The organism is Streptomyces sp. NPDC006739, from assembly GCF_042869815.1.
GTDB lineage: Bacteria > Actinomycetota > Actinomycetes > Streptomycetales > Streptomycetaceae > Streptomyces.
Window position 1 is genome coordinate 40,810 of the sequence record NZ_JBIAGM010000006.1, and the last position, 21,972, is coordinate 62,781.

At 68.8% G+C, this 21,972-nt stretch carries 2 protein-coding genes; one reads left to right on the forward strand and one right to left on the reverse strand.

What is annotated here, in order from left to right:
• Window positions 1–310 precede the first annotated feature (310 nt).
• Window positions 311–1,723 (forward strand): hypothetical protein, encoded by a 1,413-nt coding sequence (locus ACFYMM_RS14630; protein ID WP_388386258.1) that lies wholly within the window; start codon window positions 311–313, stop codon window positions 1,721–1,723.
• Between the two features lie 36 nt (window positions 1,724–1,759).
• On the opposite strand, the gene ACFYMM_RS14635 is transcribed toward ACFYMM_RS14630, so the two are convergent.
• Window positions 1,760–21,922 (reverse strand): AAA family ATPase, encoded by a 20,163-nt coding sequence (locus ACFYMM_RS14635; RefSeq protein ID WP_388386259.1) that lies wholly within the window; start codon window positions 21,920–21,922, stop codon window positions 1,760–1,762.
• Window positions 21,923–21,972: the final 50 nt, after the last annotated feature.

Here is a 21,972-nt window from a genome sequence, read left to right on the forward strand (position 1 = left end):
ATGCGTCAAGTACACGCATTGATTGACTAGTTGTGGCGAAGCGGGCCGTCATCCGCGCCGTTCACCTCTAACGTCACCGAACGGCGGCTTCCCCTTGTGCAGAAGTCGGCCGACTGTCGCACCAACCCCGCCGCAAATACCCCCTAGGGGTATACGAAAATGTGAGAGTGTGGCTTCGACCGCCTGCGATGCACGTCCCAGAACGGAGGACTTGATGACTGACTGCTCCATACCCGTGCCGACCGGTGCGGGTAGCGCGTCCTCGGCAACAAGATCGAGCCGCGTACCACACCGGGCCCTCGCTGCGGGAATGGCTGCACTTGTCCTCGGCGCACTGGCCGGCTGCAGCAGCGATTCGGGCGGCAAGGCAGATCCGACCGCCGGGGCGACGCACAAGGCCGCGGCGCCGGTCCGGCTCCCGGTCCCGGACGCTTTCGCCACGGAGACCGGCTGGAGCACGTCGGCGAGCCCCGAGGCCACCGATGTCGAGCCGGGATCCAGCGGCTTCCCTCTGGTCGCCGTCGCTCCCAAGAGCGGACTGGTGATTCAGGCAGCCGCCGACGGCTCGCGTGTACGTGCCTTCGCTCTCGCCAGCGGCAAGACCGTGTGGACCTTCACCCCCAAGGCCCTCGCGGGCGTGCGTGCCGCTGTCTTCGTTCAGGAGGGCAAGCCCGGGGAGAAAGTGGTGCTGGCCCGCCAGGGCAAGACCAGCGGAAGCGGCCTGAGCACGTCGCGCCGCACGACGACGATCGATGTGATCGCGGCGGACTCGGCCGGCAAGGCGACCGCCGCCCATCGCCTCGACCTGTCGGCGCCCGACGACACGGCCGCCTCCTTCACGGCCACCGATTCCGGCTTTCTGGTCGGCCCGGTGACCGACGGCGTGCACGAGAAGGCCGTCGCGATCGACGCGGCCACGGGCGTCCAGCGCACCGTGGAGAAGACGTCGGTGACGGTTTCCGGCTGCGGCTCGGGGTCCTGCGCCGTACAGGTTTCTCCCGCCTTCGCCACTTCCCAGGGCGTCGTCTCGGCCTTCCAGCAGCAGGACGGCTGCGACCAGTGGACCGACGGCGGCACCCCGTGCACGTACGGATTCCAGGTCGGTGACGCCTGGACCAGCACCAGCGTGGCCCCCAGCGGCATGCACGTCGGTATCCCGCTCGCGGTCACCGGACCGTACTTGGTGGCCGCCTGGCACACCAGCGACACGCAGACCGACCCGCCCACGCTCTCCGACACGAAGAAGACCATCCTGGCGGTGCACGATCTCGCGACGGGGAAGATCAAGGCGCAGGTGAGCTGTACGTCCGCCGATGCGCTCACCCTTCAGCCCGGGTCCGCGCAGTCCTCCACCCACCTCTCGCCGAACGGTGACTTCCTCGTCTCCGGGCAGGCCGGGTTCGACCTTGCCACCGGCCGCGGGCGCTGCTTCACCAGCACCACCAGCACCAAGGGCATCGATCTGACCGCCGTGGCCGATGACGGCACGGCGTACGGCATCGTGCACGCCACTGACGACACGGACGCCACGTCCCTTTACGGGCGGCTGCCGATCGCCCAGGACGGGACGGACACGCCCGAGCGCGACTCGGCTCGCGTTAGTCTGCGCAGTGGGACGGCCAAGGCGCTGCCCGCAGCGTCCGAGGTTCCGGTCTACGTGGCGTCTGACGGGCACGGGGTGTTCCGCACCCGCGACGTGGTCGCGGTCTATCCCGGTTCCTGACCTCCCACCGCGCTGAGCCCCGAGCATCGTCGCGCCCTACCTGCGGCCGACGCCGCTCGGGGCGTTTTGCTGCCCCTGAAGTCGGTGCTCGGCCTGCTCTCGCTCGGCCTGTCCCCGGCGTGAGGGGCGTGGCGGTGCTGCGGCGTCGCCTGCGGAACGCTGCGGCACCGCGGCGACCGCCTCCTGGGCCGCTTCCATGGCACTGGCCAGCAGATCGTCGGGGATCTGTGCCCCCCGCGCCTGTGCCGTGGTCCGCAGCGCCGCAAGGAAGGCCTCGGCGGTCAGCCCGGACTGCGGAGATGCCGGTGGTCCCCCCGCGGGTGTCGCTCCGGCGATCTTGTCAGCGGTGGCCCGCGAGTTCTCCGCGATCGTCTGCAGGACGCCCGCGGCCCGTTCCTCGGCCGGGCTGGTCGCGGCAGCCCGCGCGAAGTCCGCGCGGTCCTGCATCCTCTGGGCCTGGGCTGCGAAGGTGTTCACCGTGACCGCCCGCCGGTCTCCCCCTATGGAGGACGGCTGGCGGCGCCGTCCGGAAGCCGCCCGCTCGATCCTCGACGGACCGTCCGTCGGTGTCGGCCGACGCCGACGCGGCAGCTGCGGCCCGGCAGGGGCCTCCTGTTCTCCTGCTGCCTGCGCCTGCCCGCTGGCAGGCGTCTGCGCAGCCGGGGAGGGAGCGGCCTCCCGGAGCATCCAGTCCCTATACCCTTCGCCCCGCACGTAGGCGAAGCCCTCGCCCGCCAGGTGCTGTGGTATCTCGTTGCCGCGACCTTGCAGGAAGAGGTCGACGCACTCGTTCGCGCGGCGGCCGGCGTCCGTCCTGTTGCCCGGGCGCGCGTTCTCGTGGTTGAGCAGACTCATCAAGTCCCGGCGGGACAGCCCGCGATCGGGCTGGACATCACGTCGTACTGCGGTCCTGACTTCGTCGAACCAGGCCGCGGTCAGTGGTTCGCTGGCCGGCTGCCAACGAGGCGCGGGAGCGCCGGGCGCCGGACTCTCGTCCAGGAGGCTCTCCGCGTCGCCGGGTGTGACCAGAACGTCCCGGACGCCGCCTTCCCCCTGGGGCCCGACGATGCCGAGCTCCTCCATACGCGTCAGCAGGGCGTCGGCGTCGGCTGCCGGGATGCCGTAGTCGTAGCTCAGGTCCAACGCCAGGGTGTACTCCTTCGCGGCCACCTGGAGCACGACCGCGCGGAACCGGTCCGGATCCTGCGCCAGGCTCTCGCCCGCCGGAGCGGACTCGGCTTCGGCTGTGGAGGGTCCTCCCGGCACGGTCTCTTCGCCCGCTGCGGGCGTCTCCTCGGCTGCCTCGCCGACGGCGGATTCGTAGGTGCCCAACGGAGTGCTCACGTCCTCGGGCAGGTGACCGTGGAGGTGGGCGATGTGGTCTTCAGCAGCGTGGCGCAGGACGCGCAGCATGTTCCACCGCAGCCCGTTCCGGCCGCCGTTCGCGGCCAGCCGGTTGATCAATGCCTGTGCCCCGGACGAGATGACCTCCAGGGTGCGGACCCACAACGCCCGCCCGGTGCCCAGGGTTTGGCGGTCGACCATGAAGCGGCCCACGCCGAGCCACCCGTTGTTGACGGCTTCGCGCACCGCAGACCACACGGACGCGATCCGGCGCCACACCGGATGCTGTGTCAGGGCCCCGAGCCGCTCCGAGACCGCACCGTAGATGCCACGGATCGACTCGACGCTGCTCGACAGCATCGCGCGCACACGACCCTGGTCGGCGCCGCCCGTGCCGTTCCCCGCATCCTGGCTGCGGGCAGCGAGCCTCTCGGTGAACCAGTGCCAGGCGCGGCCCAGCTGGTCGGCCAGGTCGATGCGCTGGCCCGCGGGCAGCAGCCCGGTCAGCCGGTCCGCGCGGGTCGCGGCAGCCCGATGGAGTCCCCACACGGCCCGCCAGCCACGCGAGTCGCGCTGGCCCGACCGTTCCAGGCGCCTCGCCAGGTGCATCGCCCCGTGGGAGATGGCCCGCGCCGTGCGGGCTTCGATCGTCCGGTTGATGCCGTACGCGCGGATGTCGCGCAGCGTCGTCTCGGCGTAGGTCAGCAATGCCTCCCGCACGGCTCCGCGGAGTTGCTGTCCTGCCTGGCCGATCGAGCGGATCATCGTCCATTCAGGGGTGCCCCAGTAGGCGCCTGCCTCGGCTGCGGCGTTGCCCATCGCTGCTTCGAGGGCGGTGGCGTCACCTGCCTCGACCGCCGGGTCCTCGGCCGCCAGCAGGATCGGGTCGGCGTCGATGCTGGTGAGGATCTGGGACAGTGCCTGCCGAGTGGCGGCGTACTGTTCCCGCAGCCGCTGTTCGTCCTCGGCGCTGAATCGGGGCCGGGGCGTGGGAGTTTGTGTCTCCGCCGGGGCTTCTGCGCTGCGCAAGAGGGCGACGATGTCCTCGAAGTGCCGGTCGAAGTCGTCCTGCCCCGGAACTTCAGGTTCTCCCGTGACTGCTTCGGCCGCAGCCATGCGTTCCTCCTCGATCAGGGCCTCGTACTCCTGGTCCACTTCCATCGCGGCCAGTTCTTCGGCGGAAACCGGCTCGTCTTGGTCATCGGTGCGGCGACGGACGCCCTCTTCCGGGTCCGGCTCCCACTCCGCGCTGCTGTAGACGACCCCGCCCACGACCAGGTCATCGCCGATGATGTCCCTGAAGAAGTCGAAGTCGTCGGCGTCCGGTTCGGCTGGCGCAGATGTCTGCGCCTCCTGCGGCTCGGGAGTCGGTGCGGACTCCGGGGTGCTCTCCTCCTGCTCCGTCGGCAGCTCGGCGACCACGGTGGTCGACTCCGGCTCGGCCGGATCGGACGACGCCGGTTCCGGTCCCGTGCTTGTGGTGGCGGTGTCAGCCTCCCGGAGTGGTGCAGGCTTCGCGTTCGGCAGCTCCTGACCAAGTTCTTGTGCTTGCGTCGGCGCGGTTTCGGGGCCCGTGGGAGCGTCGGGGCGGTCAGCCAGACGCGCCTCCTTGAAGCGAGAGAGCAGCCTGGCCCCGCCGTGTTCGCTGTCGAGCAGAGCCTGCACGTCCGGGGTGCCTTCCAGACGGCCCAGCTGTTCTTGTGCCTGGGTGTACACCGCGAGGAGCAGCCGTCGATCGTCCTCGGACGCGAACGCCGTACGTGTCGCCAGCGAGCGCCCCGCTTCGGCGACGGTCGTGTGCAGGTCCCGGCAGGCGCTGAGCAAATCGTCAGCCGAGGAGCGGGGGGTGTCGGCTGCCAGGATCGCGCCGCGGAAGGCCGTCTGGATACGAGCCGCTTCATTGGCGTCCGTGAACCCGGTTTCCTCCTGCAGTTCCCGGGCTTCGGACAACAGCAGCCGGCCCGTGGCCGAGTTGGCCCAGGCGTCGTAGGCGCTCTCCGTGGCCAACAGATCGTCCAGGAAGTCGTTCTGGTGCTCGTACGGCAGGTGCGGGGGCACGGTGGTGGCATCGGGTGCCGGGCCGGTGGCCTCGGCCGCCACGGGAACGGCGGGCTGTTCCTTGTCGGCGCGGGGAGCGTCTTCGGGCGCGGTGGCGGAGTCCGGCGCGGTGGTGGGTGATCCAGCGGCGGGGGACGCCTCCTCCTGCACGGGCTCCGCCACCACGAGCGCGTCGCGGGCCGTCGCAGAGGTGGCGGGCGCGGGGGTGAGAGGGTGTGGTGCGTCTGCGGGCAGGTCGACGAGCCCGGCCAGCGACTGCGGAAGAAGAAGGGGCTCGACATGGTCGTCCGGGTAGCTGCCGGTCTCCCACGTGTACGGACGCAGATCGCCCGGCCCGACGACGAGGTCTCCGACGACGAACACTTCGGTGTCTGCGCTGACGACGGGACGCTCTCGCACGATGAACGGCAGCTGCTCCTCGGACACGCCGGTGATGCAGTCACCCGGTGTGAGCTCGCTGAGGCGGCAGGCGCCTTTGAACCGGTCAGGCAGTACGGCCCGGAGCGCGGTCACCCGCTCCAACGTGGCGATGTCGGCAAACGAGGCCTCCATGCCGCCGAAGTCGATCGGCAGCATCTGCCCCTGTTCCCAGTTCTCGGCGGCCCGGATCCGTGCGACTCGTTCGTCCGCAGTACCCGTGACGTGAGCTTCCAGGGCTTCCTTGATCACGGTCGCCCTGGTGGCGACACTGATGCGCCAGAGCTCGTTGTCGGCTGCCTTCCAGCGGCCCGACTCACCGATGACCGCGAAACCCTGCTCGCTGCGGGACATGGCGTTCCTGGTCCGCCATGCTGCCGCCACCAGCTGACGCCGTTCCGGCGGCAGAGCCGGACGGAGCCACGCAAGGACCTTGGCCATGGTCAACCGTCCGGCGCGGACCGTCGTCACGGCGTCGCCAGAGGTCTTGACCTCGATCTCGATGGCACCGCTTCGGGAGTAGACGCTGCCAAACTCGTTGCCCGCCTCGTTGTAACCAGGCTCCGACGGCAGGCCGAACCAGCCCTCATACAGTTGTGGGGTAGCCCTCTTCTTCTGGTCCATTTCGAAGATCAATTTGCCGAAGTCCCACACGCTGATCTTGCCCAGCGCCTCGGCGATGTCCCGGTCACTCAATGGCTCGGGTGCGCGCTCCTCCTGCTCGGCGGGGGCTGGAGGCTCGCCGGTGTTCTCGGCGGCCTCGATGACGGCTGCCGGGGCGCCCTCGGTCTGGGGCTCCGCAGCCGGCTGCGCCTCGTGGGTGGCGATGAGGGCGCGCAGGCGGGCGTACTGCTCGGTGACCGTCGAGTTGGACAACTCGGCGATGCGTTCGCGGGCCCGGTCCACCTGGACCTTGACCGGGGCCAGAGCCGCGTCGACGTTCGGCCACACCTGCTGGCCGTCAGGGCTGTAGGAGGTGCCGGCGAGCCCCATGACCTGCTCCAGGGCATCCCGTGCGACGGCGGCCCTGACCTTGCGGCTGCGCGCCGCGCGCTCGATGTCGTCCACGGCCTCCAGACAGAGAACCAGGGCCTGGCGCACCAGCGGGTCGGTGAGTTCCGGCAGACGGTGCGCTTCAGCGAGCTGGGCGTCGAGTTCGGCCAGCTGGTCCGGGTCGCCAGCGCGAGCCTGGATCAGGGTCTCGAAGCTGTTGAAGGCCTCAACGGCGAGCTGGTCGATCCGGGCGCGCAGTTGTTCCGCAGCCTGGGTCACCAGGGTGTTCAGGGCGGAGTCGGGCTGCGCGAGTTCGTTCTGGGTGTGTCGGAGGTTCTCCTCGAACTGGGCCCAGGGGTTGTCCTGTTCCCAGATGTCGCGGACCTGGTTGTCGCCGAGAGCCTCACGCAGTTCACGGGCGAGGTTGGGGATCTCGTTCTTCTGTCCACGGCGGATTCCTGCTGTGCCGCGCTTTTTGATCTTTTGGTCGTCCCAGGGCAAGGGCGCGATGCCCGGTTCGGCGTCCTGTGCGGCAGGGGCGATCGTCTGCTCGTCGGCGGGCAGATCGTCTGCCTGGCCGGCGAACATGGACGGCTGGTCGGCGCCGTTGAGTGGTTCGCCGGCATCCTCCCAGATGGGGGCGGCTAGCTCGGGCTGCCACTCGGGGCCGGGTTCCGTCTCTTCGGGCCGTGCCGTGTCCCACGTCGCGGCTTCGCTGTCGTCGATCGGCTCAGGGGCGGCACGCTCCGCGGAGGCCGCAGCGGCCTGGTGGACCGGGGCGGCTGGCTCATCGTCTGGCGCCTCGCTGACCGCGGGCTCCGGCTGCTCTTCGGGGACGGCGTCCGGCGTCCTGCTGTCAAGGGACGTTGGGGGCAGGGGCGGTTCAGGGGCGGCAGTCTCGTCAGCGACGAGGGGGGCGGGGGCGGCTTGCTCGGGTGCCGCAGTGGCAGCGATCCCGGTCGGGAAGGTGTCCGCGAGTGCGCCGATGGAGTGGATCCAGCCGAGGGAGCCGATGTCGAGTCGTTTCCTGGCCCGGGTCACCGTCACGTAGGCCAGGCGCAGTTTGTCCTGTGCGGGCAGGATGAGTTCGCCGGTCTTGGTGTCCTCCTTGGGCTGGGGGAAGTCGCTCCAGACCTGGACCTGGTCCCATTCGCGGCCCTTGGACTTGTGGGCGGTGGAGACGACCAGTTCGGGGCGGGTTTCCTCGTCGCGGGCTTCCTCCGGGACCAGGTCGCGGATCATGTTGATCAGGCCCTGGGGTGTGTAGCGGTCGACGAGCCGTACGAACGTCTGCAGGGTGCTCGCGTCCTCGTCGGACTCGGCGTACTCCTTGACCTCGTTCCAGTTCTCGAAGGCCGACAGCTCGGGGTGCTTGGTGCGGCGGCCCTGCTGGAGATCGCGGGCGGCCCGGGCGATGTCTTCGATGTCCCGGCCGCCGCCGACGAGTGCCACGCGCTTGCCGGCCTCGAACCCCGCGAAGACGGCGGAGATGGCGCCGACGTTGCTGTACGTCAGGATCGCATCGGGCTCCTCGACGGTGCCCAGGACGGTGTCGAGGGTGGGTGCGCCTTCCAACCGGAGGTCCGATTCGAGGAGAGCGAGGTAGGCGTTGCCCACCTCGGCGACAGCGGGGCCGAACCGCCAGCTCTGCGTCAGGGGCAGGACGACGTCGGCCGGCCAGTCCCGCAGGGCATCGACGGCGCCGCGGAATTCGTAGATCGCTTGATTACTGTCGCCGACGACGATGATCTGGGCGTCCTGGTCCTGGATCACCTTCTTCAGCACGGGATTGATGTCCTGGGCCTCGTCGAAGAAGATCGTGTCGAAGTTCAGGCGCGGGTCTGACAGGGCCCAGATCTTGAGATAGTCGTCGTGGTCGAAGAAGATCTTGTTGCTGTTCGGATCCGCGATGTCCGCCCAGGCCCGACGGGCGTACCCCAGCAGCGTGCGCGCGGCGGGAACGTGCGCCCACTTCTCCCCGAGGTGCTGGCGCCCGAGTTCGACATCAGCGCTCTGCCGATAGCGGCGGAGCGCCCCCATCACGATCTTGGCGATGTCCTCGGGCCCGACGCGCTGGAGGTTGCCATCGCGGTCGCCGACCCGTATCTCAGCGGTGATGCCGAGCACTGCCGCGACGTCCTTGGGACGCCGGGCCCCGCTGTTGCGCGAGCCGGCGATGGACACCTTCTGCCGGTAGGGGGTGTTGCGCAGATCCTGCAGAGCGAAGGAGTGGCTGGTCCGGGCGGTGACGTTGCGACCGAACTTCTGGCCCGCTTCGTCGGCGATAGCCCGGTTGAAGGCTATGTAGCCGATGCGCCGCTCCAGCATCTGCTCAGCGATCATCACCAACGTAGAAGTCTTCCCGGTGCCCGCGAGCGCCTGCACGGCCACGGCCTTGCCCTCGACCGCCGCGTCGATGATCGCCTGCTGCTGAGCGGTTGGCGGGTACTTCCCGCTGGCCACGGCCGCGACCGCGCCCTCCTGGGCGTCCCGGGCCGCGAGGAAGGCCCGGACTTCCTCCAGGACCTGCTCCTTCTGCCCGCGCATGCCGTTGTAGCGCCAACGGCCCTTCTCATACTTGAAGTTACGATCCCGCTTCAACAGCTCACGAAGACCATCCTCCGCGGGGGCGCCTGTCGTGCCCGTGACGTAGGTTCCGGTCCTGTCGCTGACGATCTTGAACCGGCTCGTCCAGGGTCCTTCGCCCGCCGTCTCCGGCTCGGTCGACGTCACGCTCTCCTCCTGTTGCTCGTCGGCCGGGGACATCGGTCCGGGTGCGGGCTCCGGCGCCGTAGCCGGCGCGGCCTTCCCCGCTTGCGCGGGGCTGCTGGGGCCGATGTGACCGATGACGACTCGGTCGCCGAGGGCGCCGATCAGTCCCTGAAGTGGCGCGGTCCCTTGTTCGGACTGGTCGGCCTCCGGCTGGGCATGGCGAGGGGGCGCGCCTGTCGAGGGGGCGTTCTGGGCGGCGAGCGGCAGCCGTCCCAGGGCCTGCGCATAGGGCAGCCGGACGAGTTCCTCCACCTGCTCCCAGCTCAGCCCGCCCTCAAGTGGCAGCAGCCGGGCGTTGGTTCGATGAAGCAGATCACGGGGGAGCACCGTGTACCCCGTCTTGGAGGTGAGTGCGAGTTTGCTCTCCGGGGCGATCAGGACGCCGTGCAGTGCATCGCCGTACCGCCTGTCTTCCTCGGCGGCCTGCAGCAGGATCACGGCGTCGGGGACCACGCCGTTGGGATAGGTGAGGGTGGCTACGACTGCGAACTGGATCTCCGCGTCGTTCGGGGGGCTTTCGTCGTAGCGGGGCAGTGCCCGAAGGTGCTCCTGGGTAAGCGGTTCGACAGCACTGCTCAACAGCTGCTGAGTGTCGACGGATTCGGGCCCAGCGGGAGCGATCTGTTGGGGATCACGGGGGATGGCGCGTGCCTGGTCGGCAGTCGCTGCCGCGACGTTCTGGTCCTCAGCCAGGTTCGCCTGATCCGCAACAGCACGGCTCTCGGCCGGAGCCAGCTCCTCCGGCAGGTTCGGGGTGGGGCCCTCTTCTCCTCCGGTGAGGGGCAGCCGTTGCAGAGCTTGCTCGTGGGGCAGCGCGGCCAGGGCCTCTACTTCTGTCCACGGGACAGCACGGGCGAGAGGCAGTACCCGGGAGTTGGCCATGCCGAGCAGGTCAGCTGGGCTGTACTGGCCGTTGAGACTTGAGGACAGCACATCGTTGGGCGGCACGATTTGGGCGCCGCGGATCAGCGGCTCGTCCTCGGGGTCCTCCTCCGGCTCGACCGTCTGGAGTAGAAGCAGGACGTCATCGACGTGGCCGTCACGGACCCTGAGTGTCGCGAGGACGGCCAGGTGGGCGTCCGCACCATGATGCCGATCATCATGGTGCGGCAGTGCGTCCAGGTGCTGCTGCGTCAGGGGACCGCGGGTCTCAGCCCGCCTCGCCGTCGGTTCGTCTCGCTCGGTTGCGGGCGCCGATGAGGCGTCAGCAGCCTCCACCGTTGTGGGCGCCGCGATGAGGGCGGCTTGAATATCGTCGATCGCTTGTGCAGTGACAGCGTCCCGTGTTTCTGGCGGGCTGGCGTGAAACCAGTCGCGCCACCGGCCGTCGTTTCCGTCCGCGTCGGCGATATCAGCCGAGGCCAGCCAGCCGAGGAGCTGGGGTTGCAGAGTCTTCGTGTCCGGTGACTCTGCGAACCACATCCGTACGACCGGGCTCGCGAGTGCGGCCCGTACCGCCTGTTTCCTCGCTAGGCGGTGGTGGCGCTCCAGGCTCTCGGCGATGAGCTGTTCGAACTCGGTGCGCTGACCTGCCGGCTCACCGGCAGAGGTCGCGGAATGTTCAACGTCCGATGCAGCTTCCCGGCCGGCATTCAGCTCGGCTCTCTGTGTCTCCCTGGCTGTGCGGTGAGTCAAGTGCAGCCGGACGAGGTGCTGCTCGGTTTCGTCGAGCAGGCGGGCGAGGAAGTCGCGGGCGTCTCCGGGCGCTTCCGTACGCTCCAGTTCGCGCGCGAGTTCCCCCGCAGCAGTGAAGGCCAGTCGGTAGGCGTCCACCGCTTCGTCGAAGGGACGAGTCCGGTGAACGCTGGCGTGACCGATCGCCTTCGCGCCCTGCCAACGCAGGCCGAACTCGGAGCGCAGGGTGTGTATGTCTGCCACAGCCTGGGTCAGCAGACGGGAGTCCGCCGGAACAGCAACGATCGAACGCGGATGTATTCGCGTGTGCGGTGCGGCGTAGTAGTAGCCGTCGCGGTCGCTCGTGCTCGTGGTGATGACGAGCGTGCGGTACGACAGCTTCTTGGAGTTCGGCCAACGCTTGAACCCTTCACGGACCACATCGCCGCGCTGGAGAACCGCGCGGTCGTTCGTGTACGGCGCGAACCCGTCGGGGATCTCGACGGCGGCTGGCCCCTTGAACCACGAATCCGGGGCTCCGGAGGGCGGTCCGGGCGGCCCCTCGGGAAGCAGAGGAGCCGGAAGAGTGTCGTTCACCTGCTCGAATAGAAGGTGCAGCCGGTCCACGGCCTCCCGCATCGTCTCTGACGTGTAGGGGTCGGCGGACCCGCCGACCGAGGCGCCGCCCGCCGTGTGCGCCGTGGTCTGGGCACTGGTGCTGTTGCCTGACGCAGTAGCCGTCGCAGGCTCGGTGGCTGCGGATGGAATCGGGGATTCGATCACTGCGCCGGCTTGTCGTACTGCGACCGCATCGGCGGGGAGATCGGTTGGCGCGGCGGATACGCCCGCATACACCTGCTCGAAGGCGCCCTCCGCGTACCGCTGCTCCACTTCCTGCTGGGAGTGGACGAACCAGTCCCGGAACCGGTCACCCCCGGCGCCGGTCGCCGACAGATCGGCGTGACCGAGCCAGGCCATGAACAGTTGAAGGGCTTCCTCACGTGATCGCCCGTCCCCAAGCAGCGACCGAAGACCCTGGTCGGCGAGGGCCGCGCGTACAGCGCGTTGCTGGGCGTCGTCACGCATCCCTGCAGCCCAGCTATCGGCCTCGGCCTGAAACTCGGCACGCCTGCGCTCGCGGTCGTTCTCATCGGCAGCGGGCGAAGCCGCCGACTGCTCATCGGGGACGGACGGGCCGGACTCTTGCGACTCGGGTGCCACGGCCTGCGCACGCAACGCCCGGTGTGCACTGGGGCCTGCCAGATCGAGGACCTGGCGGCGTCCGTCCTCTTTGAGGTACGTCCACAGCAGGTGTTCCGAGCCGCCGTCCCTGATCAGTTCGTCGGCGGCTGTCGCGAAGACAGCGAAGAAGTCGGCCTGTTCGTTGGCGTGCGCGGCCTGGACCAGGGCAGGGTTCTCGCTCGCCGCGTTCACCAGCCACTCCGCGACGTCCTCGGGATCGGGGGCCATGGAGTCGCGCAGCAGATCGCGAACCGTCCGCTGGATCACCGCACGTACGGCGGGAGCGTTCCAGGCCGCAGCTACCGGACTGTCGGGCAGGTGCTCGCTGAGCCAGGCGTCGACCTCCTCGTCGGACACGAGTGAGTCGGTCAGTTTCGCCGCTCGTACCAGGAGGGGCAGCACGGCATACGAGGGCAACGCCAGGCCCGGTATATCAGCACCCCGCAGGTCCGGGACCTCTTGCGCGGCGCCGGTGCGCTCGGCGGGGATGGAGACGTTGACCAGCAGGTGTCCCGCGGCACTCCTGGCCGCCACCGTGATCTCGATGCGCCTCTGCTGCACACCTGACGGTTCACGCCCAGCCACCTGGCCGGTCGGCAAGGAGGGCTGCTCGTCCTCACGCACGTCAGGATGAAGGGGGCTGCCCGGTGCCGGGTCGGGCTCCGGGCCGACCGGTTCCGAGCGTTCGCCCTCGGTCTGCGCTGCCGGGAGGGCTGGGGTTCCGAAGATCTCCTGCCAGTTGCCTCCCTGCTGGGCGGTCGCGGTGATACGCGAGGCCAACTGCACGGCATGCCGCTCCAGCCTGCGGAAGCGGCCCATCACCACGGGAGCCCGGTAGCGCTCCTCCTCCAGATTTCGGGCGAGGATCAGAACGGCGTGAGCGAGCTTGGTGCAGCGCTCGACCAGAGTGTCGGCGGGATGTGTGAACGGATCCTGCACCCGGCCCACCGGCCCGTCGCACAGCTCCTCCATGGCCAGCCACACCGCTTGGCCGTCCGGTCGGGTCGGTACCCCTTGGTCGGTGAGGCCCCGTCCGATCAGCCGTCGGCCCGCCGGGGTTTCCTTCATCTCCGACAGCGCGCCGTACATCTCCCAGAAGTCGTGCTGGGCATCGTCCTTCGACGCGTACGGCGCGCCCACGGGGATGACGATCTCCGAGGCCGTGTCCTGCTCGGGCTCCTCGACCATGCGGAAGGGACGTCCCATGCGGGTCAGCTCGGCGGTCAGTTTCTGCACCCGGATATCCCGTGTGGCCTGGCCCTGGTTGCGCTTCAGGTACCAGAAGCCCTTGTTGCGGCTCCACCTGAACTTGAGACGGTCCAGAGCAGCGCGTACGGGGGCGTCGGCGTCCTCCTTGGTGGTACCGCGGACCACGGTGCCCCGGTAGTGGTGCTCGATCTCCAGGGCGGGGCCGGTGGGCGAAGGGGGCTGTTGCGGCTCGGGGACGGGGCCTTGTTCGGCGTCGAGCCGCCGGCGGCGCTGAGCAACGCCTGCCTGCACGGCCGCGACGGTCTCCGGGCGTGCGGTGGAGGCGCGGCAGGCGACCGCGTGTTCGTAGGAATAGCGGACGAGGTCACCCAGCCGCTTGGCGTCGTCGGGGTGCCGGTAGTAGCTGGCGCTCAGGTGCAGCACCAGGTCGTACGCTGCGTGCGCCATCGCCGTCACGCGTCGGTTGACTTCGTCCAGGGTTTCGGCGGCGAGCGTGACGAAGTCGGCGGCGTACCGGGTGTCCCGGACAGCGTCGAGGGCCTGGCGGGCTCCGGATGCCTCGGGCGAGATGTCGAGCAGCGCCTTGGCGGTATCGGTGCCCATCCACCAGTTCCACGCGGACTCAGCCTTGTTGGCGCCGCCGACGAAGTCGTCAGCCGCCTCGTACGGAGTCTCCTCCATGCCCAGCTCGTGGGCTGCAAGGCGCTGGTGGTGCTGGAAGGCCTTGCGGGCCAGGTCGCGCAGAGCGTACCGGCTGACTCCATCCCCTGCCGCCTCTGCCTCTTGCGCGGCGCCGAGGGCGTAGGAGGTGACGTCCGTCCAGTCGGTCAGCGCTGAGCCGACCGTGTCGTGCGGCCGGCGCAGCATGAGCATGGCTCCGCGCAGCTGGTCCGAGTACGGCCCGCCGATGTCGTCGTAGGCGTGCGGCCACTTCGGGAAGCTGTCGAAGATGTCAGTCAGAGCGCGCCCGATCTCGGCGCTGTCCTGGTACCAGGGAGCTGTCAGCCGGAGTGGGTCGTGGTGGTCGAGGACGGAGGTGTGCTCCTCTTCGAGGTCGGCCGCGTCCAGGAGCATCTCGGCGAGGTCGTTTCGTCGTGCCTGCATGCGGGCCAGGTGGCGCTCCGTGTACTGGACAACCTTCTGGGCGGCCGTGCACACGTCGTGTCGGGGGTCGTCAGCGAGCTGTAGGGCGGTCCCTGCGAGGCGGTCGTAGATGCTGAACACGTCGGCGGTCGTGTGCGGTTCACTCTCGATGACCGCGGCGGCTGCCGCGTCGGCATCCTGGTGCGCCGGGCTCGGGGGGTCGCTCTCCTGTCGTGCGAGGACCCGCCGGAGCTGCTCGGCGGCCATGCCGACGTAGCGGCGTCCACCAACCAGCTCGGCGGGGTCCGCGTAGCCTTCGAGGACGATCGCGAGGTTCGCCACCTGGGGCAGTGCCGAGCCGAAGCCCTCTCCCCCTGTGCCCGCCGCGTTCGCAGGAGGGGCGGAGGCTGTGGCTACGGGAGTCTCAGCCTCCGCATCGGTTGTCCCATCCGGCTCTGGTGAGGGGACGTCGTTGGTCGCCGGTTCCGGTGCCGGTGTGGGCGCCGTGGCGGACGGCGCGGAGGGGGTGGCCGGTTGTGCCGTGGCGAGCTGAACAGAGAACCGGAGACGGCCGGGGCCGGAGACCACGAGTCCGTCCTCGGTCGCTTCCATGTCCGTGCCGTCGGCGGCAAGTTGCGCCAGGCCGGCCGCGAGGTCACGGCCGCTGACCGGGCCGGCGCCGTGACCCCAGGGCCCGGCGACGGTGTACTGCTCCCACGGGAGGATGCCGGGGATGAACTCCACGGCATCTTCGTCGAGCGTGAGAGGTTCCGGGGAGCGGACCCACCGCTGGTAGGCGTCGCTGCTGCGGTCCTCCACGGTGCTGCGGTAACGGGACGCATGGTCGCGCAGGCCCGTGTAGATCTCCCAGTTCCCCTCGGTACTCCGTCCGTCTTCCCGTTCCCACTGTTCGACCACCGCACGGCATTGGTCGGCCAACCGCAGCAGGTGCGCCCAATCAGATGTCAGCTCCACGCCGAGCAGGCGGGCTATCCGACCGGTGCGGCTGGAGGTGATCGCGGCATCGGCCGCCGCCATCAGGCCGTCCGCCCGCTCACCTGTGGCCAGGCGCCCGGCATGGTCGGACGCCCATCGGCTGTAGGCGGTCAGTGCCGCTTGCTCCGCAGTCCAGGACTCGGAACGGTCTGTATAGGGGGTGTTCGGTACGTGCCCGGGTCGCTGGGCGGTCGCGTGTGGTGTCGTCGCTGGGACAGGCTCCGGTTCGGCTGCGGAGACCGGGGGTGCCTGTGCTGTCCGGGCAGTGTCTGCCGTGGACGCGCTGTCCTGACGGTGGTCTCCTGCGGGGGGCGGGCTCGCGGGCGGCGTGACTGGTGACGCGGAGGCCGCGTCACCTGGTGCTTGTTCCGGTGCGCGGGACTGGGGCGCAGGTAGAGCATCGGCCAGTTCGGCCTCGGCCGCGGGTTCCTGCTGTGTTCGGGACCCCGGCTGGGGACGGTCGGCCGTGTCCGGGTGAGCCCATGGCGCGATCTCGTAGAAGTGCACCCGCATCGCCTGTCGGAAGGCGGTTTCGTCGCCGTCACCTGCGAGGGCGGCTTTCAACGACGTGCCCTGGCTTTCGAGTTGGCCAGTCAGCCACGCATCGAACAGGTCACCGGCCTGGCTGCCGTTGCCGCGAAGAGCACGCTGGGCGTCCTGCAGGAGCTGGTCGATGGCCGCCTGGTACGCCTGGGCAACGCTGGCAGGAAACTCCTCGGTGAGCGGTGTGACCTTCACCGACCCCACTGGGCCAGTGATCATGACCGTGCCGGTGGCGTCCGGTTCGATCGCGACGTCCGACCCGTCATGGCCGAGCTGTTGCACGATGTCGTTGAGGAATGTGCCGCGGGAGTCGCTGAGGGTTCCGCCGAGCATGGTGTGCTCGTACCAGCGGTCCGGATCGAAGGGTCGGCCTGTGCCGGGCGAAGGGGCGCCGGGGGCCGGTTGACGTGCGGGCGAAGGATTCGCTGGTGCTGTGGTCAGCTGTGCAGAGCGCCGGCGGCCTTCCAGCGGTGCAACGTAGGTGATGTGCTCGCGGGCGGAGCGTGCGACCTGCTCCGTGAGGTTTCTCATCTCGCGACCGGTCGCATTGGGCTGGAAGCGTGGGGAGTCCAGGTGGGACAGGAAGTCCTCGCAGGCGCGAGCAAGCCCGTGGAAGAGATCCAGGGCCCACGGATCGCCGCCGGGCATAGGGGCCTCGTCGGTGGACTCACGCGCATCGCGCAAGGCCTCAGCCAGCGCAATCCCAGCCCGCTCCATCTGAACGGCCAGTTCTCGGCCCTGACCGGACATCCCCTCGACGACGTCCAAGTTCTGCCAGGCTGCGAAGTTCGCCAAGACGGAGTCTTCACCCACAGTTGCGGCAGCCTCATCCGGATACGGCCACGGAGCCGAGGCAACATCGCCGGGATCTTCGCCCACGCCATCTTCAGCGCGTGCCGTCGTACCGGCATCCGAGCCGACGGGCGCAGCATCTGGCGTGGCTCGGGAACTCGTGCCGTCGGCCAACGCTTCCAGGAATCCGCGAGTGGTCTCGCTCAGGTCCTCGGATGTGAGGGTCGCCGGATCGATCTCCACCCAGCCGTCGGTGGAGCCGCCCGCCATGACCATGGCGTCGTGGACCGCTGCGTCGACCAGGTCGGTGCCTGGTTCTGTGACCGTCGCGTCGTGGACTTCCGGCTCGCTTGTTGCCGCGGCTCCCTGCACGCCGAGGGCTTTGGTCAGCTTGCGGTGCTGGGCCTCGATCTTGTCGAGTTCGGCTTGCTGCGGGAAGGGTTTGCCGACCAGTTCCTTGGCCCGCGCGATGTTCGCCTCGATCCGGGCGACGTGCTGCTCCGCCTTGGCGTACACGGTGCCCAAGCCGTCCAGGGCGTTTTCCAGCTTGCGGATCAGGCCGACGCGATCTTGCTTCGCTAGATCGCTCGCCGACAGCCAGATCGGGTCGACGGGGGCGTCCTCGAATCGCAGGTCCACGATCAGGCCGTCGAAGGTGCGCTCTGTGAAGGCCTGGACAGGGAGGCCGCCGAGTTCTCCGACGACGGCGTCCTGCCGCCTGCCACCGGTGTTGATGGAGGTGCGAACAAGGCGTTCCAGCCGCTGGGCCAGCGCTTCGCCTGCCTCCCGGCGCTCGTCGTAACCACGGCCGTCAACCTTCATTGTGAAGGCGTCGCCCCGAGTGACGGTTCGCCGGTCCATAGCGGCCTGAACCTTCTGCATCTGAACCTTGAGGTCCTGGACGCGCCGTCGTCCCTGCTCACCGGTGACTTCGTAAGCGAATTGCTCGTCGTGCCACATCTGCTGGTCCAGGCGCAGCTTGGCGAGCATGCCTTCGACGCGCTCCAGCTGTTCCAGCTCAGGCTTGTCCGCGGCGACGGCGAACATCACGCCGGCGGGGATGCGCCCGTCGTCGCCGTCCTCAGCGGCTTCCAGGATGCGGCTGGTGTCGTTGATGTCGAGGATGGCCTCGGCGAACGCCTGCTTGGTGGCTACCTTCTGCCACAGGAAGGGGTCGTACGACTTCTTGGTGACGATCGCGGTGTGGTGGATTTCCTTGTTCTGGTTGCCCTGGCGTTTGCCTCGCCCCAGGCTTTGGATGATCGGGGTCGCCTTCCACGTGGGGTCGATCTGCATCACGTGGATGACGCGTTTTTGCAGGTTGCGGCCGGTGCCCAGGCCAGAGCGGCTGCCGACCAACACGGCGATCCGCCCTTCGCGGGCATCCTTGTCGAGACGGGCCTTCTGCTGCGGGTTCTTCGCCTCTTGGTCGAAGCGGATGAGGCTGCCCGGCATGCCGCGAGCGGTCAGCGCCTCGCGCAGCGCCTCGTAGAACACGAACTCCTTGTCCGGGCCGGGCACGCCGAGGTCGCAGAAGGCAAGTTGCAGGCTGCCGCGGTTGGTTTCTTCGTTGCCGTCGTCGTCGTAGTAGACGTCGTCCTTGTGCAGCTGCCAGATGCGGAACAGCTCGTCGGCGGCGACGTCGACTTTCTGGGCTTCGTCGGTGCTCTTGTTGACCAGCCGTACGTCGAGCGAGGCCAGGCGGCCGTCCGTGGAAATCCACAGGGTGTTGTCCTCGACCAGCTTGCCCTTGCGGTTGTACTTCAGGTCCGGGCTGCCGAGGCGGATGCCCATCATCCGCTTGCCCAGGGACTGCATGAGCTGGCGCAGTTCCGGAGAGGCCTCGGCTTCCAGGATCCGCATCTCGCCGCCGATGATCGCGGGCTCACCGAGCTGGAGATCGCGCTTGAGTTTGACGTCGGCGATGGTGAACAGCACGCGTTTGAGTTCGGTCTGGTTGACGTAGCGGGCGTAACGGGCGCGAGTGGAGAAGGAGTTGCCGTCCGGGCTCATCTCGACCCGGTTGACGGGCTGGATGTAGGTGGAGACGAACTGGTCGTCCTCCTCGATGCCCCATTCGTCGCGCAGCAGGTCGGGGCCGAGGTACTTGATGGCGGTCAGGATCTCCATCGGGGAGTTGTCCACCGGTGTGGCGGTGGCGTGGGTCGTGACTCGGCCGCCGTAGTTCTTGCGCAGATAGGACAGCTTCATGTCCATGTCCGCGGTGATCTGGTTGCCTTCGAGGGCGAGTTCGCGGATGGACGAGATCACCCGGAGGTTTTTCAGGGTGTGGGCTTCGTCGTAGAAGATGTACGTCGAGCCGGTTCGCTCGAACTCCACGCCCGAATCGCCTGGCGTCTTGAGTTCGTCCTCGATCCGCCCCTTCAGGGTGGCGATCTGGTTCTCGATGTCCTTGACGGTGTACTTGTCGTCGCCATCAGCGTTGTCCAGGTGCGCCTCCAGGCGCTTGACCTCCCGGTTGATGTAGTCCAGGCGGGCCGTTTTGGACATCGGGATCTTCTTGAACGCGGTGTGGCTGATGATGACCGCGTCCCAGTTGCCGGTTGACCAGCGGGCGACGAACTTGTGCCGGCGTTCTCCGGTGAGGTCGGAGGAGTCGGCGACCAGGATCCGGGCCCTGGGGTAGGCCTGGAGGAATTCGCGCTGGAACTGGCCCAGAACACCCTTGGGCACGGCGTAGACCGGCTTCTTGGCCAGGCCGAGGCGGGTCAGTTCCATCCCGCCGACGATCATTTCGAGGGTCTTGCCCGCGCCGGTGCCGTGGTAGAGCCCGACGCCGTGTTTAGAGGCGCGGATCCGGGCGACCGCAGCCTTCTGGTGGGGGTGCAGGGTGTAGGCCTTGGACAGACCTGGGGCCGTGATCTGTACGCCGTTGTAGGTCGGGGGGACGATGGCGTTGTAGCGGTCGTTGTAGTACCGCAGCAGGGTCTCGGCCCGGTCAGGGTCTTCCCACAGCCACATCCGGAAGCGGTCGTCCAGCTGCTTGGACTTCGCCAGAGCGAACGCCGTCGCCTGCCGGTCCGTCACTATCTGCCCGTCGGGCGGTATTTTCCTGGTGACCAGGATTTCCTGGTTGTTGAGCAGGTTGCTGGCCAGGGCTTGGGCGGAGCGGGCCTGGGTACCCCAGACGGTGCGGGCCAGCAGGCTCGCGGTGTCCCCGCCCTTGACGCTCCAGCGGGCGCCGAGGTTGCTGACCTTGATGTCGTCGTCTTCCAGGATTTCACGAAGGAACTGCTGCACGTACTTGGCGCTGACCCAGGCGGCGCCGAGCCGGCTCTGGATCTCCGCGGGTTGCAGGTCGCGGGGGATGACCTCGCGCAGCGCCTGTACGTTGACGGCGAACGAGGGGTCCTTGGCCGCGGCCTTCTCGGCAGCGGCGAGCTTGCGGCGGACGTTGCCCGACAGGTACTCCATGCGGCGCACCAGACCGCCGGCCGGATCGTCGTAGACGAGGGTGCCCAGCGCCTCACGTGCTGCATGTTCGCTGTCCAGCCCAAGCAGACCGGCCACGGCGTCGAGGCGGATCTCGTTGTACTGGTCCCAGCAGATCAGCGCCGCGTCTTCCGGGCTGTCCGCCCGGGTCAGCGGCTCGGGCGGGGCAACGACCCGCTTGGCTAACAGGTCGGCCTTCGCCGCGATCTGGTGGTCCTCGTCGAACTTCTCCAGCGCGAAGACGTACGGGGCGAAGGGGTCGTTGCGGAACCCGCCCATGCGCGGGTAGCTCCGGCGCTCAGGCGCGTTGTCATCCTGTACGGCTTCACCGGACGGCGGGTTGTTGACCTTGAAGCGGTTGATCGGACCGAACCGTGCCACGTACGCGTCGTAGCGGCGGTTGAGTTCGGCCCGCAGCTGCGTCATCCGCGGAGTGATGAGGTGGTGCTCGGACTCCTCGTCCAGCAGGGCCACCGCGATGTCGCGCAGGCCGATCAGCTCGCGCAGCTCCCGGACCTGAGTCTTAGCGGGTACGTGCGGAACGGGCCGGCCGTTGCGGATCTCGGTGAAGGTACCTTCGGGACCGAGTTCCAGCAGGCCGTCGTACTTCTCCAGCGTGCCGTGGAAGACCATGCGCTCGGTGAAGGTACGGCCCGAGTCCTGGGCGCGCTGCGCGACGTGTTCCAGGGCCGCGCCGAGAGCGGCTTCGGCCTGCGGGTTCCCCTGGACGACCAGCTTTGGGCCGTATCGAACGATATCGACTTTGGGTGTGCCGAGCACCATCTCCGGGTGTTGCACGAAGTAGTTGTTGATCTCGATGGGCTGGGAGGCAACGCCGGTTCGCGCTCCGGGCAGAACCGTCGGCTCAACAGTCAGCCAGTCGGCTTCTGCGGGCGTCTCGCCTTCCCCTCGACGCCGGAAGACGAGGAGGTCCATCACCACATTCGTGCCGGCAGCATCCTGGTGGGAGTTGCTGGGCAGCCGGACGGCGCCCAGTAGGTCAGCGACGGCGGCCATCTGTTCCCGGGCTTCGCGCGCCTCGTCGGTCCCGTCCAGTGTGTAGCGGGAGGTGATCAGGGCGACGATGCCGCCAGGCCGGGTGAGCGCCAGGCTTTTGAGGATGAAGTGGTTGTGGATCGAGTGGCGCCGCCCGGGGTTGTACTTGCGGTCCGTGACCTTGTACTTGCCGAACGGGACATTGCCGACGACGACGTCGAAGTCCTCCTCGGGTGGCCGGGTGTCGGCGAAGGACTCGGTGAGGATCTGCGCGTTCGGGTAGAGGGCGCGGGCGACGGCCGCGGTGATGGGGTCGACCTCGACACCGACGATCTCGGCGTCGGCGGGGGCATCGGCGAGGAAGCGCCCTGCGCCCACACCGGGCTCCAGCACCCGCAGTGGTGCTCCGGCCGGCACCCCGAACCGGTGCAGGGCCTGCCAGACGACGCGGGCGTAGGCAGGATCGGTGTAGTGGGCGTTCAGGGTCGAGGAACGGGCCTTGGCGTACTCGTCGTCGGACAGGATGTCCCGCAGATGGGCGCGTTCGGCCGCGAACATGGCGGCGAACTTCTTGCGCTCGTCGAACAGGTACGGGGCGGCGCCCCAGCCCGTCCACTGCTGGAGTACCTGCCGCTCGGCCTCGGTGGCCGGCCGGTCCTCCGCCTGCAGCTGCAGCACGACGTGCACGGCAGCGATGTTCGCGGCGACCCGCTCCCGCTCCGTACGCGGCCCGGGCC